The sequence below is a fragment of the Paenibacillus nicotianae genome (genome assembly GCF_042681745.1).
GTDB lineage: Bacteria > Bacillota > Bacilli > Paenibacillales > Paenibacillaceae > Saccharibacillus > Saccharibacillus nicotianae.
Genome location: NZ_JBHUGF010000010.1, coordinates 237,848 through 255,413, shown reverse-complemented (window position 1 = coordinate 255,413; position 17,566 = coordinate 237,848). Strand labels below are relative to the sequence as shown.

Here is a 17,566-nt window from a genome sequence, read left to right as displayed (position 1 = left end):
TCCTTTCTACTCCTATATCTAGTCTGCTTATTGATCGTGTTATCTCATTTTACTATGGTAGGATATACCGTAATTAACGTCGTAATTGAATAATCGCTTGTAGTCCGCGATCAGTATTGCGCAATTTGAGTCGTCCACCGATCGTTTTGAGAAATGCATCCATATGATACAGACTGATTGTATCTGCATTGTTATTTTGAGAATAATCTGACTGAAAATAATTCCAGCGCATCTTATCATCAATGCCTCCGCCTGTATCTTCTATCGTAATAACAATTTCTTCTTCTTCCATACGTGAACTGATTTTGAGTGTTTTATTCGGGCGCTTCGATCTTGGCGCAAATACACTTTGCTCATCCATATCTGCGGGGGCTTCATAATGATGTGCCATTGCTTCTACTGCATTTTCGACCAATCCTTGAATGGTACGATATAACATAGCAGACTGAGCAGCGATCGGCGATACAGGCTCTTGCTTGACGATAACTTCAATACCTTTCATATCCAGTGCACGATTCGCCCATTTCAACGATTCTGTAATCACTTCATTCATATCTGCAAAATGGATACCTGCTGCACCGTGCATTTTCTGTTCTAATTCTTCACGCAATTGTTGTACAGATAAAGCAAGTTCTGCAATATAAGCTTCTTGCTTCAATCGTCCCTGGGTAAAATTCTGATTCAGTTCGCGGAAAAATTCAAGTTCAGCTCGTGACGCTGAATCTCCTCGACTGGCAGATGCTTCTAAATTGTCTGCTAAATTATTATAAAATCCTAGCAACTTCAGATCATCTCCACCGGTTAAACGTGTTGTTCGATTCTGTAGTTGTTGTAACTGTTCTTCCATCGATTGCAACATCGGTAAATAATATTTATCTTGTTGCTGTCTTAAATCTTCTTCACGACGTTGATCCCGTACTTGCGTATTGACGGTGTTGTCTTTGATCACCCGTCTACGATAAAAGACCATAACAATCGCCGCAATAAACAAAATCGGTATATAGATCAACAACAGCCGATTTCGGAACTGATTCACATTTTGAACAATATCATTATTCATTCCATGAACAGCGATATATAGAGCATGATCATCATTAATACGACTGAATCCTATCCCGTATTTAAGATTGTTATCTTCTACTATTCCTGTATTACCGTCTAGTAATTTTTTAGTAACTGTTGTAATATCGACTCTACCAATATCTGTAGATGTACGTGATCCTACCACTTTGAATTCTTCATTATAGATTAATGTCTCATAGCGAGTAGGATCAGCTATGATGCGCTGAGTTAACATCGCGGTATCAATCGTACGAACAGCAAATCCGTTTTGATTGGTACCTTTGATCCGGCAGATCATATATTGTACAGGTTGGTTATTTTCTGTAGTAAATCCTGTGATACCACAGCCGTTTTGTAGCGTTTGGATCTGTTTGACAGCGTCTATCATAACTGGATTGTCATGACCACCGATCAGTTCATACTGATTAGTCAGCACATAAAATTCACCTGGATTACGTGTTATTCCATTAGTATAAGATCGTTTGGCATTATCCAATATATTTTTGCCAATCGTGGCTGCTAATTCATTCAGTTCTACTTGCCATGTCTCATACTGGCTATTGATATTAGTGGAAGTCGCTTGCACAATATCTTGCAGACGCGTTTCGCTAATCTCAGTAATCTGTGTCTGATATTCACGAACAGCGAACCATTGAATTGCAAATAGCAATAACGCTGAAATGCCCATAATGACTGTATACAAAATCAGCCGTTGCCATATGGGTCGAATAAAAGCCCAACCTTTCATGACGATTTCTCTCCTTTGCGGTGCTCCAAACTATACAATATCGCTTGCATAAGACATTCCAGTTCAAATGTAACCAATGGCAATCGTGCGCACCACAAGTGCGGCGTTCGGCGTTGCAGTGCTGCAAATCGAACAGCATCTTCAGGTTCTCCGTAGCTAAGAAGCAACAGTTCGCAATGCTTCGCGATATACAGAAGGTCTAATTCTTCTTCCGTATACTCGCGAAGATTCACGATATAAATGTCGTATGATTCATCCATATGTTTGAGTCCACGAGATACTGTTAATGTCAGGTTGGCATGTTGATTTCCTTGATATTGGTGAAATAAACGCATTCCTTTTTCCCATAGTGCATGCTCGGCTGAACTGAATCGTTCACAGAATAAGCGTAATTCGCAAGCAACACTCGTATCTTTCAAAAATGCCAAAATATTGATATTATACATGTAGTTCCTCATTTCTGAACCTATGATTGGAGTTATCCAGAGCTTATGAAAACCCAAAGTATTCTGTTTGTTGACGATAATAAGATGGTATTAACTATTCTTGAACGCTGGTTAGAAGAGGAAAATTTTCACATTCATATGGCTAATAATCCCAAAGAAGCTTTACGGATTATTGAGCAACACCACATCGATGTTGTTGTATCGGATTTGTTAATGCCAGGTATCGATGGGCTTGCTTTTTTAACGATGATGAAAGCAGATTATCCACATGTCGTCCGCATTATTTTATCCGGTCATTTACATACGCAATCGATGCTGGCTGCAATTAACCAAGTAGGGATTTTCAAATTTCTTACCAAACCGCTTGAGCTTACAGACTCGTTGAAGCAGACTTTCTATGAAGCATTACAACAAGCAGAACGCAATCAATTGGCTCACCATGCCGAGCAACAGTTCGCCAATCATTTATCGGCATTTATTATCGATATGATGAAATTAACAGATCAACCGTATGTATTGATCAATCAGGATCATCTGGTTATTGCTAATCATCACTCGATCGCTCCCATGTATGCAGTCGGGCAATCTCTGCTTCATCCAATCCATGATGGTATTCAGCTAGATTCACATTCGTTGTATATTCCTCGGCACGAACTTGAAAATTATCAATCATCGATTTGTAATATCCGCCAATTAACATTTGGAGATACGTTATTGCGTTTTATTTATTTTCATTAATCGGTACTGATCGGGTAGAATGGGAACTGCTACGCAGAATTGCAGTTACCCCGAGCACACTGAGACAAATATACATCCAGATCATTCCGGCTGTTAACAACGGGTGACGTAAATAACGTAGCATGTTAGCGCGTGAATACAATACCGGACGGAAAAAGTACCATCGCTCTAATGCTTTGCGCAATCCTCCTTCTTCTGAAGAAAGAGTACGATCCATCACTGAAAAATAATACGCTTTTTTGCGTAACACGTCACTTAAATACACTTGCTTTTCATCATGATAAATACGTGTACATGTAGCACGACGAATCTCTCCGCCTTCTTCTACATAACGTAATGTCGGTTGAATTTCTTCAAATGCAATTTGATCGGCATTAAATCCGCCTGTTGATTCATAGGCATCAATTCGCCAGAATCTTGCTGCTTCTATCGAACGCTTGCCTAATTGCTCTCCCGCATTATTAATCACATTACGCTCAAATACTTTGACTTTAGAAAAGAAGTTCTGTGCTGTCGAATATGCTTCTTCCGGTACAACCAGCGCACCCACTTCAGGATGTTCCTTCAAAAATAAAGTACATTGACTTACTAGATGGTTCGCCAAAATCATATCAGAATCGATAACAAATATATACTCTGCATTCAATCGCTGTGCTTCCTGAATCGCTGTCACTCGTGCTACGCCACGTTCTCCATGAGGTAACGGTAATACTGTGATCGGAACAATACTTTCTTCGGATAACTGCTGAATCGTCTGAACCGTATTATCGCTAGAACCATCGTCAGCAACAACGATATGCAGAGAAGGATAATCGTGCTGATCGATACAGCTACGCAGACAATCGACTACTGTGTGTTCATTATTGTACGTGGAGAAGAGGATGACGACTTTGTCCATGCTCTTGTGCCTCCTTTACCAGATGGTCGACAAATGTATCGAATGCCGCTCCTGTATGATTAAAGTGGAATTTCAGTGCGTATTCATACGCACGCTTACGCATACCTGCATAATCATCACCGCCCATGGCTGCGCGTTCCATCTGCTCGGATAATCCTTTTACATCGCCATGAAAGCATAGATACCCTGCTTTGCCGAAATCGGTTGCATCAACAAGCCCAGGAGAGTTACTAACGATACTTGGTGTTCCGACCGCCGCCGCTTCTGTGACTGTCAATCCCCATCCTTCACGTAACGATGGAAAGACCAATGCTTGCGCCCGACTCATCAATTCAAGCTTCCGTTCTTCTGAGACAAATCCATGAAAAATCACATCGACTTCAGGATCATTTTCTTTACCATATGTTAATCCATATTGGTTCATAATCGGTAGCAATGCACACTTTACATACTCTTCATTTGTGCGACCGGCGATCCATAATTTAGCCTGCGGAAATTTCTTTTTCAATTCACCAAAAGCTTGAAATACCAGATCAATTCCTTTGTATTTCACAAATCGACCTACATACATAAAAGTAGGCTGTGATTCTTTCGGTAAAAACTGCTCGGGTTGCCAGTGTTCAAATTCGATCCCTTCCGGTAATAAATGAACACGCTTGGCATCAAAACCCAGTTGCAATAAATCATAACGAGTCGACGGTGAGACAGTAATCGTCTGATCTTTTTGTGCTAACTTTAGCATCCACGGCTCTAAAGCATGACCGATATGATTCAGTGGAAAACTAGCATTTTCATACCAGATTTCACGAGTTAATTGATGGATAAAAAAGATACGTTTAGCCGGTTCTACCCAGAATGAAGTAAAAAATTGATGCGTATTGGATTGATTGACCACATAATCAATCTCATTGCGATGTTGACGATAATACCGAATCGCATGACCGATGACACTGTAGATATTACCTTGACGAATATAAGTGACTCCATCGACCTCTTCTTCAGCCGGCAACCCTTCAAATTGAGGAGCAAAATGGATAAACCGATAGCGATTCTGTTGCGAACGTTTTAACATTTCATGAGTAAAAATTTCTGCGCCCCCGCTTTTGGGAGAACGAATATCACGCCATGATAACAGTAGAATAGTGATTTGATCTTTTTTTACATTGATAGAATCCATAATCTTGCTCCTTCAATTCAAAATAGTAGGGTCATGCGACTGAACAGAATTAGAACGAATCGTCTGACGCGGATATAAATACATCCATGCATCGATAATAAAATAAATAGCTAACACACTATATAAGCAAAGTTCAGCATATAAAAAGCTTTGTGGGCTGGTATGCCATGAGCCGAACGAAATCAACAACAATATCGCTCCAGCCAGCATCCCCCACATAAATTTACGCCGACCTATCAATACATGCACATGTACAAAAAAGAGTACAATCGAAAATAACCAGTATACCCAACCGCCAAGTACTAAATATTGTTCTGCCGATTGATAGGTTGCCCCGAATAGTACTGGAATCGATATCGGGAAAATAAATGTTGTTCCGATATATACGCAAATCGCCGCGCAAAACATCAATCCACTATAAATACCGATCAATTGCCGCAATCCTTTTTTGTTGGCACCATTTGCTCCCAATTTGGGTATAAATGCTGCAATCAGACTGTACGAGACATAATAGACAAGTTGACTGTATTTTAGTGCAATCGCATATCCACTGCTTTGTGCAGGAAAATAATGTTGTACTACAATCATATCGATCGAAATAAAAAACAATACGAATAGATTGGTAATCAGGCTATCTGTAAAATCTTGACCGAGTGACTTCCAAATACCTGATAACTGATCGGTAGGTTGAGTTGTAAAAGAATTGCTATACTGGCGGATACTGAATAACCATCCATGAATCAAAGACAATAACATACCTGCACAACTACCTATCAATACCGCTTTTAATGTAAATCCTGAAGCTGCCAGAATAAAAAAGACAGTGAGCTTACCAAGCACTTCAATATAATAATTAATATTGAGTGCTAACATACGTTCTTTGCCTTGCATATCACCACGGGTCATACTCACAATCGTATGCAAGAAAACAAGTATGTAAAGGAGTAATAACGAGCCAGTATCAACACCGAGTATAGAACGCAATACAGGCAAAAGCATCAATAGGATAATACATGAAGCCAGACTTAATATAATCGGTGTTTTGATCAACAGTGACCCTAATGACAATTGCTTGAGCGATAATGTTCGATCTTCTTTTGACACCACTTTGGCAGTTAATAATTGAACCGATAAGCCTAGAACCGACAATAACGCGAACAAAGCTAGCAATGCATTCGCTTGTCCATAAGCAACTCCTGTTAAATACCAGCTAGCCGCAATATGAAAGAAAAAATTGAACCCGTTCAATAACACATTAAAAAAAGGAAAAAAGATAGTACGTATTCGACTGATCATATTAACGCACCCGCCGATCCAGTCGCCAGATATCGATTAAAGATCGCAAAAAGCGAGCTGAATCTTTCCACACTTCAATATGCGAGCCTTCGCGATCTATACATTTGACAGGAATCTGTAACACGCGTAATTGTAATCGTTTGGCAATAAACATCATTTCCAAATCAACGGCTAGCCCAAGCTCTTGTTTTAAATGAGGAAACATTCGCTTTACAGCAACAGAACTCATAATTTTAAGACCTGTCTGTGAATCAATCACACCTGTTGGCAAAAACGGTCTACAAATCTGTCGCTTACAAAAGCTAACTATCGAACGTACCAGTGATCGATTTTCAGCTGTCATATCTTTGGTGCCAATGACTACATCATAGTATCCTTGCCTAACCACATTGATCATTTTGGCAATATCCTCAATAAAAAAGGAATCATCTGCATCCACAAACACATAATAATCAGCTTCAATCGTACGCATCCCTTCTAAATAGGTGCCTGCTTTGCGTGTATTACGCTCTAACTGCTGGGCTTTGAATAGTGGGCTGGCATTACGATTAATACGATTAATTACCATATTTGTCGAATGTTCTAGCGATTCTAAAAGATGCTGTGTTCCATCCAAGCTGCCATCGTCTATCACATAAATAGAACCTTCTACCAGATGACTGCGAATAAACGTTTGTAACCGCTCTGCAAATTTTTTCACATGAATAAACCGCTCTTCTTCGTTGTATACCGACAAAATAAAAGCAATATGCGGACTTTTGGCTGGATATTCGGGATACAATAAACTTTGAATTTCAGAAAGCATTTCTTCACTATGATTATCTTTCCAGTATAATAATCGTAGTCGACCAATGCCTGTAATACGCACGACATGCTGATCACTGACAGGCTGAGAAACATCAGTAATTAACAATAACGCCATTTGTGGAAAATATAGCCTGATCTGATTAGCGGTTTGTACCGTTCGTTCAGGATCTGTATAAGCGATAATACAACAACGTGCCGTCTCATACATTTCCAGTTCATCAGGATGATTACAAAACGATGTTTCGTAGAAATAAATAACATTTTCGTAGTCAATATTTCGGATATGATCCGTAAAAATGGTTATATGCCCATGCATGAAAGTACCCTCCGTTTAGTGCGGATACCTTATTTTGTCTAAAAAGGATTAAAAATGTTTTTACTTTAGTATAAAAGTACTACTTCTATTTTTAATACTTTTTTAATAAAATTACAATAAAACATTGATATAAAAGCATTTTTTCTAAAATAAAAATAAAAATCGACATATTAAGAGTTTTATCTTTAGACCTATTTTTCTTAAAAATTAGAAATAAATGGTTCTTTTTTACTACTACTAAAGATTTTTATTGTGTCAATAGGAAGATTTTCGAGTAATCGTTTCCAGCTTGTAAGCGATAGAGTATAATCATAAAGGCATAATTTTTCAAAATTAAAACAATATTATACTTATATTTAGGAGCGCACCTATGAATCCACATGCAACCTCTAAGAGTCCTGCTATTCCTTTAGAACTTCTTTATGTGATTGGTATTCTGGCTATTTCGTTTTCTTCTATTTTTATTCGCTGGTCAGATGCAGAAGTATCAGTGATCGGGATGTATCGATTGTATTTCACCAATTTACTATTATTACCGCTTGCTATTCGCTATCGAAAAGAACTATTTCAGATCCAACCTAAAACGTGGCTGATGTTAGGCATTTCAGGATTTATGCTTGCTTTGCACTTTTTACTGTGGATGGGTTCACTACGCTTAACGACTGTAGCGAGTTCCACTGTGATCTTGACACTTGAACCGATTATGGTCGTTATTGGCTCCTATTTTCTTTTTCGCACACATACGAATCGATTTATGATTATCGGGATGGGTATGGCTGTTATTGGATCAGTGGCAATCGGTTGGGGTGATTTTGCTCTGTCAGGAACAGCATTACAAGGAGATATTTTATCGTTTCTTGGTACGATTGCAGTTGCTATACATATGCTGATTAGCAAACATATTCGTTCTCATATGGAAGCTTTAATTTATAACTTCTGGGTATTCTTTATTGCAGGTAGTGTTATGGCTCTATACAATCTATTCAATGATATTCCGTTTACCGGGTATGCTGCTAAAGATTGGGGCGTATTCTGGTTACTGGCCATTGTTCCTACCTTATTTGGACATTATTTATTCAACTGGCTTTTGAAATATATGAATGCAGGCGCTGTATCGATGGCAGTATTGGGAGAACCTGTTTTTGCTTCATTGCTTGCTTTCTGGTTACTAGGCGAATCACTTACAGGTATTCAGTTAGGAGCAGGTGTACTGATTTTACTCGGAGTATGGGTATTTATTCGTTTTGGTAAAGACAAGACTGAAGCATTGGTACCGCCTGATCTGATGGCGACAGAGGAAGAAATGGTGGAACGGAAGAACTAAAATCAACTATGATGCGCAAACGATTTGTAATAAATGGAGAGTTCAACACTGCGGGAAAAGAATCGTTCTTATCGTCGCTGTTAAGGATTGATATCTTGATCGACTGCTGGGCAGTCGATATCTGTCCTTAAAGGCGAGCGCTTCGCTCTTTCAGCACGATTCTTTTCCCTCCGTTTCGTGTGGGTTGATCATTTTAAACATTTTTAAAATCTTTAAGAATCTTCAATCTTCAACAAGTATATGAAATTACTAATTCTAAAAGAGTGTTGAGTTTTATTTCTTTAATGTGTTTACTTTTGGCTTCAAAGTAATCTACTTTATTATTAAAGTGAATTAAAACAGATAAAAAAGGCTACTTCCTTATTAGGGAAGATAGCCTTTTTATCTGCTTTTACGGGTGCGCTGAGATTGTCGTTGATTGGTACTTTTTTGCCACGGAGATAATAGAATCACAGGTTCACTTTCAATAATATCCATCGCTTCTTCGTGATCGTTGGATTTGAAATCTTCGATAAGCTGAATCAGATCATTACGATCCAGTAATTTGACGGCATTGACTCCAGCAAGTGTCTCACAAGCTTTGGTAAAATAAGATGAAGTAAGCACAATACATTTGTTTGCTTCATAATAACGCATTGATGAATAAATTTCTTGTACCGCGCTAAGACCAATTTTATTATGTTCTGCATAACATTTGGCCTGTAGCACATTGCGTATTCCTTCTCGATCGGTAAATACCAGATCTGCTCCGAAGTCGCCACTCCCCTGCGTTTTGTATGTATCTTCATATCCCAATTCGGTGAAAAAGCGGTATAAATACCGTTCAAATTCTGACCCTTCCATTTGATCAATATCCTGCATCGTAATACGGTAGGGATCAAGTTGTTGACGGCGTATTCTGGCTCTTCTGCGAGATATACTTTTGATTGTAAGTATGATGATCAACATTATAACTATAGCGATTAGGATATAGATTCCAAACGAATACTGTTCAAACATCTTGTTGATATTCATGATGTGTGGCTCCTCTAATTTATCGTTATCCTGAGTGTAACAAAAAAAGACTTTCCCCGAAATACAAACGTTACACTTGCACGTTTTCGGCTAAAGTCTTTTGCACAAGAAATAGATAAATAGCTATCCACAATAAATAAAAAAGGAGGAACAGAAATCAATAAAAGTAACCCTATCTTGTCATAGGCATAGATTTGTTCTTAATTAAGCTCAAGTAGATCAAATAATATACATATTATATTTTTATCAACAAATCATATTAGTATAAAGCGCCTTTGATTTAGTATTTGTTTGCAATCAGATTAATGCTGATGTTCTACAATATAATCGATATAATCTTTAGCACTTTGATCAATCTGTTGTTCCGTTGCTTGAAACGATGAGCCAAACATCGCGAAATGCGGCAACATAATTCCTCCTACATGTTGCATACTTGCTTGGAATGGAGTGATTAATTGTTCTACAGTAAAAGTGACCGAACCTTCTTTATGATAATTTTCCTGCTTATTCCCAATAGATATCGCTAAACCCATCTTTTTCCCATTAAGCTTATTCCCTTCTGATCCATATGCCCATCCATATAAAAATACATCGTCTAACCACTTTTTAAGTAAAGGTGGATAACTATACCAGTAAAATGGAAATTGTAAAATAATATGATCATGGGCTTCCAGTAATTGTTGCTCCCGAGCCACATCAATATTCCAATCAGGATATTCTTTATATAGCTGATGAATAGTGACTTGATCGGGATGTTGAAGTAATTCCTGATGCCAACGTTGATTGACTTTGGATGTTGCAAGATTAGGGTGCGCTAAGATGATCAATGTTTTCATAAGATATGATTTCCTTTCGTTATGTGAGAATATTGCCATTATGATATAGCTTGACCCAAAAGAAAATACACACAATAAAGTGATGTACTTACTTTAAAGTGTGTATAGACTTTACCGACGATCTGGTGTAACAATAAAGAATCAAGCTTGTTATCAATACGATTCTATAGCTCAATGCTGACAGTAACCTAGCTGAAATGGAGGAAGATCAAATGAAACAATATCATTTAGGTATAGAAGCTACCCTTGAAATAATCGGCGGGAAATGGAAAGCGTTGATCATCTGTTTGTTAATGTTATCAGATACAATGCGTACCAGTGAATTACAACGAAGGATTCAAGGTATTTCGCAAAAAGTACTGATTCAACAACTACGTGAACTGGAACAAGACGGACTGGTAAGCCGATATGTGTATCAGCAAATGCCTCCCAAAGTCGAATACTCTTTAACAGAATACGGTAGAACTGCTAATACTATTGTAGAAATGATGTGTGCATGGGGCACAGAAAATATTAACATCCGTCAGCAACAAGGAGAAGAGATTGAACTGTTAGACGATGAGTTAAAGCAAAATTTTAAATATAGTGTCTAACGATGTCTTGCCATATACGATAAAAAGCACGCTAAAAGCAAAAAGAAAAAGCCATCGATTAGAAGATGACTTTAACCTTATAAACCTACTTATTCTGTTATAAATATGCTTATAAATTCCAATTATTTTTTGCTGACTTTTAATTTTACACTGGTATGACTATAGATCGCTTTGACGCTGTAACCTTTAGGTAAGCCTGTTGTTGTAATAGAAGAGAACTGTCCATGTTGTACAGATTTTTTACTAATCACAATCTTCATACCGTTAGCTGGCACAAAGTTATTCGTAAAGTTCAATTGTAACTTCCCATTATAACTAGCTTTTCCTTTGATTTTCAAAAGATCGGCTTTGCTCTCGATATTCAGTTTCAGTGTGCCTTTAGCGGTTTGTTTGAAGTCACCATCAATTATCCACTTGCCAGCCGTTTGTTCTGCCAGTGTACCTCCTTGATTCGTGAGATTGCCACGTCCAAATGCGGTTGCTGTGGTTCCTTCGAGTGTACCTTGTATAAGTGTTGTATTTCCACTAAATGTGTTTTTACCTTCTAAATAAAGGGTTCCTGTTCCTTTTTTAATCAGACCGCCTTTGCCTGCGATAGCATTACGCCAGTGATCTTCCTGATTGAATCCACCTTTGTACGCATCCATCGTTACGGTAACATTACTCATAAATGCACCATATCCATCGGCTGCGGCAAATAGATTCAACCGTCCCCACCCTTCCGCATCATCCAATACAGGATAACCAGAAGGAATCGCTGTCGTTGCTAATACGGCGCGGCGCTGGTTATCATTTAAATATGGTTGACGCGTCTCTAACAATACCTCTGCCCCTTTCGGTACTGCTACAGGTTGGTCTTTAGCAGACAATTGTGGAAAATGGTATGTTAAGCGCTCGGTGTACATTTTTTGATTTGCTTTGTAATCACTAAAGCGATCTGGTGCTGTTCCGGTTTGTGTCATTAATACTTTTTGCGCTTGTTGGTAGGCTTGCTTTTTCAACTCTTTGTTCGCAGGATCATTCAAAATTGCCGCAGATAAAGCAGTTGCCATTACACGTCCACCCATTACATCAAATGGAGAATGCATCCCTGCTACGATTCGGTTATTTCCAAGTTCAGAAGCACGCGTTAATAGCTCCTGATAACGTTCTGGCATAGCATAAGCCATCGCAAAAGCACTTAAATAGGCTGCATTTGTATGTCCACTTGGGAATCCACCATCAGACGTCGGATCAGACTTAATCTGTGGAACTAATGTTGGAATGACGAGTGCTGGCGAGTCCCAACGGAAAGGACGCTTATAATTGAAAAAGCTTTTGGCTGGATTGCTCGATGAATAATCTCCACGTAACTTATTGACCAGACTTACAACACTTCCTAGACTAGAGTTCGGATCACCGGCATTGTTGCCTTCATCATCATACTTTTGCGTTGTAGCATCTGCGGGAACGTCTGTAATCGTTGTTGTTGCTCCTGCATCTTTGCGATAGATATCTGTCAGTGAACCCAGACCTTCCATCACGCTATAACTCTGGTTACGACGATCATCTAGATAAGCCGCTTGAGCCTGACTTGCTGTACGCTTTTTGGCTATGTCCATGACCATTTGGATATTCTGGTCTAGAATTTTATGATTCACTGCTGTACCAGAATCCCACGTTGTACCCGGTGTCCATAACTTCTCAAATCCAGATAATACCCCGATCACCGGATTCGATGTCACCGACGTATGGTCTTTGGTATTGTTTTTATAATTTTCTACAAAATAACCCCATGCTGGCTTCACAGGAGTCAACACATCTTTAGCTTCTGCTGCATGCGAATAATGTCCACCGACCGTACCTGCTAATACAGATAACGTCAGGGATAGCCCTAGCATTTTAAACTTGGATAATTTCATAATAATGTAAATCCTCCTCAACATTGCGCATCTATGTACTTTCCACATCTTACGGTACTTTTGTTAACGCCATGTCTGCTATTTATATAAAGTTTGTTAAACGTCTTTACTGATTCCAAATAGATACCTGTTGTAATATCATGTACACTATACAAAAAGACATTACAGTATAGAAGGAGCTACATATTATGCAAAATATCGTATCAATGAAATGGCTACTTGCTCGCTTATACGAACCCGATATGGTCATCGTGGATTGCCGTTTTTGGCTCAATGACAAATCTGCGGGAGAGGCGGCTTATCAGGCAGAACATATTCCGGGTGCAGTCTATCTCGATCTGGAAAAAGATTTGTCGGCTCCTGTTACAGCACATGGTGGTCGCCATCCGTTACCGGATGTCGATCAATTCGCACGTACACTTGGCAAAGCAGGAATTAACCAAAATAGTCGTGTCGTAATCTATGACGATAACAAAGGGATGAATGCCGCCAGATTGTGGTGGATGCTTCACTATGTAGGGCATCAGCAAGTGTATGTATTGAACGAAGGATTTACCACTTGGAAAAATGCCAAGTTCCCTGTCACTAGCGATCAACCTGTGGTGATTCCAACGACTTTTGTCGCACGTGTACAACCTGACATGTTAGCAGATGTGGAAGAAGTTCGTCAGGTGTCTCAAGCTTATCGCTCATTCAATCCTACTGATTCGGCTTATGCTGAGAATAAAACGTCTGTACCGATACTTATCGATTCTCGTGAACACAAACGTTATTTGGGACTGGAAGAACCAATTGATCCTAAAGCTGGACATATTCCAGGAGCAGTGAATTATTTCTGGTTAGATACCCGTCATGATAAGGAAGATCGGTATGACGATGTCGAGCAGTTGGAAAAACATTTTGCAGAGCTGGATAAGAATGCTGAGATTATTGTATATTGTGGTTCCGGTGTGTCGGCTTGTCCGAATGTATTGGCGCTCAAAGAAGCGGGATATCAGAATGTGAAGTTGTATAGTGGTAGTTGGAGTGACTGGATTAGTTATGAGGAGAATCCGATTGCGATTGGAAAAGAATAGTAGCATTTTAAAATCATAAAAAAGGAGCAAGCCCAAACCTAGATCAAGGTTCGGACTTGCTCCTTTGCTATTATCTATACTTTATTCCCAGAAATGCTTCATCTCCCGATATCCCACATCCCATGCTTTTTCGTTTCCCTCTATCGTAATGGTAAGCTCGTCCGCTTGTTCGAAATACCAGTCAAATACTTGTGGAGTACGCAATGGATCATCTTTTTCAAAATGGGATAAAAAGATTTGTCTCCCATCCACGGACACACTTATATTTCCTTTCAAATCGTTTTGGTCTGGAATACCGTAGTGCAAATAAAAATAAAAGTCTTTGTCATTAAACTTGTAAGTATATGTTTCTGACTTCTTACCGTTAGTATCGTATACGTTAAATTGAGGAGTGATTTTTTGACCCTTTATTTTGAAAGGAACTAATGTAGTGTTTTTCGATGTGACTCCACTGCTGTTTTCCCATTCGTTTAAAGCAACAAATGATCCCGGATTTTTAGCAATCGCTTTATCGATTCCGACGCCGATTCCCCAGTTCATAATCAATAATAAAAAAATAGAAATGCCTATAGAGAATACGCTTCCCTGAACAGTTTTCGCACGAATGCCAATGCTGTAAGCTACGAACCCGATCACTGCGCCAGATGAGTTTTTCAAAACATCACCTATATCGAAGCTTCCAAGCAAAGTCAAAGCCTGTACGGTTTCAAGCAATAGAATAGACAACATAAACAAAATAATAAATCGGACAAATTTCATCGGATATAATAATGGAATTAAAATGCCAAAAGGAATAAACGCCGCCGTATTTCCTAGACTCACAATATCCATTAACGTTGGGTGTAATAATTCTAACGGATTAGGTAATTTCAAAAAATTATCTGGTACAAAGATAAACGTATAACTATCAGCTACAGAATCGCCTCTGCCGAAAGCAAAAAACATAAAATAAATAATAAAGAGCGTATAAATTATCGTTACAGTAAAAAGAAGCTTACGTTGTTTGGACATCATTATCTCCTTCAGGAAAAACTTTTTTAACAATCTGTATAAAAGACGGACTTTCGTCTTCTTTTGTATACATCTGCTAGAAACCTAGTATTAAATATGTAATCAGCAAAACAAAAATTCTCTTACAATAACAAAAAAGAATTGATCATATATCGTGACCAATCCTTTACATATTTACTATCATATTATTCTTGTTTTCGATTCAGATAAGTATAGATACCCGGCTAAGAGTTATCAGTTACTCCACTGCTTGGTTCCCAAAATTCAATAATCATGACTATATTGTTCAGGAGATTAATAAGATGTTTTGAATACTCTATCCAAGATTTTAATTTTTCAGAAGTTGGATTTCAAGCATGGCTTCTATCGCTAAATCAAAGTATTCTCTTTATGTATAGCTCTACTGGCTTCTATTAATTCATCTTGAGCTTCTAAATATCGTAGTGTTTGTTCAATAATTTCATGGTTGATGTCTTTCACTATAAGTAAATGCCTAATATTAAAACCTAAACAGTCCATTTGCTTTTCAAAATAATCTGCAAGTTTAGAAGGAGTGGTGATCAGACACCATCGCTTACTTCCATCCGAAAACATAAGATCAACTTCTATAAAATCCAATTTCGTTGGATCATTTTCTACCTTCCATTCTTTCAAATAGGGCAATGTGATATCTCCATTTATAAAATGAGCTTTAGCTATCCAAACCAACCTACCATGATTACCAGATATTCTATACTTATCATCATTCTCATTATGCACCATATACTGATTACCTCTTTTAAGTGCATGTTCATATACGCCTACATTACAACAAGTGACGATTGGTTTGTCCATGATATAAATTCACTTCCTTCTGTGGTTCAATATTTTTGATTATTATAGATACTTTAGCACATCACAGAACACTTTGTTTTAGACAGACGTATCGTGCAATGGATGTACAAATTTGCGTATACCCTTTCTCAACCAAATCAAGAAACTCTTTACCCTGCTAATAGCACAACTACAATAAAAAATACTTGTAAAATGCTTCGTAAGAAAAGATTCGGTACAGATTTACCTCCAATCTTCAATTGATTTCGAGAAGCTAGAATGTTTGCTGGAAACATAGCGATAAATAACAGCGCCAATCCAATAGAAGTCACTCGTGATGTAACTGGAAAAATAATTCCGATCGCTCCTACAATTTCAAGAAGTCCCGTAGCAGTCACGATCCAATGTGGACGGTGGAAAACTGCTGGAACCATACGAATCAAGTCTTCTCTTCTAGAACCCCAATGGGCAGAAGCAGTAACTAATAACATCACCGCTACACTTCCTTGGAGTGCAGTATGCCAACCGTCAAAATATGAAAAACCGATCAAACCAAGACCTTTGAATATCAGAAACGATACAATCAACATATAAAAAGGGATCATACCTATCACTCCTTCAAAATAATCTACCAGCATCAAGCCTTTATGCCTTTGGTATTTCTTTAGGCACTTGAAGCATTTCTGTTATCCATTTTGAAAATAGCTGTGCATCAAAAAAGTGCTGTGTATTCGGAATTGAAGCTCGCATGCGTATACCCATCGTCAATAAAACGAACATATCTGCGATTTGATATGAATCGATCGATGGAGATATCACACCATGCTGTTGTCCGATTTCGATCCACTCCTGCGATAAAGCTACAGATTTCTCATAGTATTCTTTCAGTGCTTCTGCGATCATAGGCTGATCTTCCTTACCCAGTAAGTACAAAAGAATCTTGTTCGTTGCATCTTCTGGATTCTCATAAAATGTAATACTTTCTGAGATTCGCTTCATAGGTTCAGTGAAGGACTGTTCTTTCTTATTTACTACGTTTCTAAATTGTCGATTTGTTTCTTCAAGTCGTTCTTGAAGTACCCAGATAAAAAGTTCATCTTTACTTTGTATATAATGAAAAATAGCTCCCTTGGACAACTCTGATCTTTCCATAATGTCTTTCATTGTGATAGAATTACATCCTTTTTCATTGACCAAACTTTTAACAGTATCTAATAACTTTTTTATCGTTTGTTCCCGGCGTTCTTCTTGCTTCAAGTGTAATCCTCCTTCACTGCTAAAAGTTAAATGCAATGTTATTTGATCTCATTATAAAAACAAACCGTCGGTTTGTAAATATTTTTATTTGGCTTATTTACCAAGCTAACCAATATTAATATTAATTATAGTTTCAATCTCCAATCACAGAGGGTAAGGAACATTTAACTGCATCTCTCCACTTTGTACTAAGGGTGAGTTGTGGTTTTTTTATAATTTATGATTGATTTTAACTATGCTAACGTATTCATAA

The 17,566-nt window shown here is 38.1% G+C and carries 18 protein-coding genes; 5 read left to right on the top strand and 13 right to left on the bottom strand.

The window, feature by feature from the left end; all coding sequences use genetic code 11:
* Positions 1 to 73: 73 nt before the first annotated feature.
* Together ACFSGI_RS05445 and ACFSGI_RS05440 are read right to left on the bottom strand one after the other, a co-directional pair.
* Positions 74 to 1,810, bottom strand: coding sequence for an ATP-binding protein (locus ACFSGI_RS05445; RefSeq protein ID WP_204823170.1), 1,737 nt, complete (start codon positions 1,808 to 1,810; stop codon positions 74 to 76).
* Positions 1,807 to 2,256 carry a hypothetical protein gene (locus ACFSGI_RS05440; RefSeq protein WP_204823169.1) on the bottom strand — a complete coding sequence of 150 codons (450 nt, stop codon included), beginning with the start codon at positions 2,254 to 2,256 and terminating at the stop codon, positions 1,807 to 1,809. The genes ACFSGI_RS05445 and ACFSGI_RS05440 overlap by 4 nt, the downstream gene beginning before the upstream one ends.
* 45 nt (positions 2,257 to 2,301) lie before the next feature.
* Between ACFSGI_RS05440 and ACFSGI_RS05435 the strand changes: the two genes are divergently transcribed.
* Positions 2,302 to 2,994 carry a response regulator gene (locus ACFSGI_RS05435; RefSeq protein WP_204823168.1) on the top strand — a complete coding sequence of 231 codons (693 nt, stop codon included), beginning with the start codon at positions 2,302 to 2,304 and terminating at the stop codon, positions 2,992 to 2,994.
* Here the strand turns inward: ACFSGI_RS05435 and ACFSGI_RS05430 are convergent.
* Genes ACFSGI_RS05430 through ACFSGI_RS05415 form a run of 4 tightly spaced genes read right to left on the bottom strand, consistent with a single transcriptional unit; the run spans position 2,978 to position 7,488 of the window.
* The gene (locus ACFSGI_RS05430) at positions 2,978 to 3,892 is read right to left on the bottom strand and encodes a glycosyltransferase family A protein (protein ID WP_204823167.1); all 915 of its coding nucleotides are present in this window, start codon (positions 3,890 to 3,892) and stop codon (positions 2,978 to 2,980) included. The genes ACFSGI_RS05435 and ACFSGI_RS05430 overlap by 17 nt on opposite strands.
* Positions 3,855 to 5,069 carry a glycosyltransferase family 4 protein gene (locus ACFSGI_RS05425; protein ID WP_204823166.1) on the bottom strand — a complete coding sequence of 405 codons (1,215 nt, stop codon included), beginning with the start codon at positions 5,067 to 5,069 and terminating at the stop codon, positions 3,855 to 3,857. The genes ACFSGI_RS05430 and ACFSGI_RS05425 overlap by 38 nt, the downstream gene beginning before the upstream one ends.
* A gap of 12 nt (positions 5,070 to 5,081) precedes the next feature.
* Positions 5,082 to 6,365, bottom strand: a complete 1,284-nt coding sequence (locus ACFSGI_RS05420) for an MATE family efflux transporter (RefSeq protein ID WP_204823165.1) — start codon at positions 6,363 to 6,365, stop codon at positions 5,082 to 5,084.
* Between the two features lies 1 nt (position 6,366).
* Entirely contained in the window at positions 6,367 to 7,488 is a 1,122-nt protein-coding gene (locus ACFSGI_RS05415) for a glycosyltransferase family 2 protein (RefSeq protein ID WP_204823164.1), read from the bottom strand.
* Positions 7,489 to 7,858: 370 nt separating this feature from the next.
* On the opposite strand from ACFSGI_RS05415, the gene ACFSGI_RS05410 reads away from it, so the two are divergent.
* A complete protein-coding gene (locus ACFSGI_RS05410; protein WP_204823163.1) occupies positions 7,859 to 8,812 on the top strand; it encodes a DMT family transporter in 954 nt (317 codons plus the stop codon).
* A gap of 8 nt (positions 8,813 to 8,820) precedes the next feature.
* Positions 8,821 to 8,943, top strand: a complete 123-nt coding sequence (locus ACFSGI_RS05405; RefSeq protein WP_379282639.1) for a hypothetical protein — start codon at positions 8,821 to 8,823, stop codon at positions 8,941 to 8,943.
* A gap of 250 nt (positions 8,944 to 9,193) precedes the next feature.
* Here the strand turns inward: ACFSGI_RS05405 and ACFSGI_RS05400 are convergent, their stop codons facing one another.
* Both ACFSGI_RS05400 and ACFSGI_RS05395 read right to left on the bottom strand, forming a co-directional pair.
* A complete protein-coding gene (locus ACFSGI_RS05400) occupies positions 9,194 to 9,826 on the bottom strand; it encodes a restriction endonuclease (protein ID WP_379282637.1) in 633 nt (210 codons plus the stop codon).
* 302 nt (positions 9,827 to 10,128) lie between these two features.
* A complete protein-coding gene (locus ACFSGI_RS05395; RefSeq protein WP_204823162.1) occupies positions 10,129 to 10,662 on the bottom strand; it encodes an NAD(P)H-dependent oxidoreductase in 534 nt (177 codons plus the stop codon).
* Between the two features lie 212 nt (positions 10,663 to 10,874).
* Here ACFSGI_RS05395 and ACFSGI_RS05390 point away from each other — a divergent pair, with 212 nt between their 5' ends.
* A complete protein-coding gene (locus tag ACFSGI_RS05390) occupies positions 10,875 to 11,255 on the top strand; it encodes a winged helix-turn-helix transcriptional regulator (protein WP_204823161.1) in 381 nt (126 codons plus the stop codon).
* 122 nt (positions 11,256 to 11,377) lie between these two features.
* Here the strand turns inward: ACFSGI_RS05390 and ACFSGI_RS05385 are convergent, their stop codons facing one another.
* Entirely contained in the window at positions 11,378 to 13,156 is a 1,779-nt protein-coding gene (locus ACFSGI_RS05385; protein WP_204823160.1) for an acid phosphatase, read from the bottom strand.
* Positions 13,157 to 13,344: 188 nt separating this feature from the next.
* Between ACFSGI_RS05385 and ACFSGI_RS05380 the strand changes: the two genes are divergently transcribed.
* Complete coding sequence (locus ACFSGI_RS05380; RefSeq protein WP_204823159.1) at positions 13,345 to 14,232, top strand: sulfurtransferase; 888 nt, start codon at positions 13,345 to 13,347, stop codon at positions 14,230 to 14,232.
* 81 nt (positions 14,233 to 14,313) lie between these two features.
* On the opposite strand, the gene ACFSGI_RS05375 is transcribed toward ACFSGI_RS05380, so the two are convergent.
* The 4 genes from ACFSGI_RS05375 to ACFSGI_RS05360 all read right to left on the bottom strand — a co-directional run bounded on the left by ACFSGI_RS05375 (position 14,314) and on the right by ACFSGI_RS05360 (position 17,313).
* Positions 14,314 to 15,243 carry a VanZ family protein gene (locus ACFSGI_RS05375; RefSeq protein WP_379282633.1) on the bottom strand — a complete coding sequence of 310 codons (930 nt, stop codon included), beginning with the start codon at positions 15,241 to 15,243 and terminating at the stop codon, positions 14,314 to 14,316.
* 369 nt (positions 15,244 to 15,612) lie between these two features.
* Positions 15,613 to 16,077: a hypothetical protein gene (locus tag ACFSGI_RS05370; protein WP_204823157.1), complete on the bottom strand. Its 465-nt coding sequence runs from the start codon at positions 16,075 to 16,077 to the stop codon at positions 15,613 to 15,615.
* Between the two features lie 149 nt (positions 16,078 to 16,226).
* Positions 16,227 to 16,661, bottom strand: coding sequence for a DoxX family protein (locus ACFSGI_RS05365; protein WP_204823156.1), 435 nt, complete (start codon positions 16,659 to 16,661; stop codon positions 16,227 to 16,229).
* A 40-nt stretch (positions 16,662 to 16,701) separates the two neighbouring features.
* Positions 16,702 to 17,313, bottom strand: a complete 612-nt coding sequence (locus ACFSGI_RS05360) for a TetR/AcrR family transcriptional regulator (protein WP_204823155.1) — start codon at positions 17,311 to 17,313, stop codon at positions 16,702 to 16,704.
* Between the last annotated feature and the right edge of the window lie 253 nt (positions 17,314 to 17,566).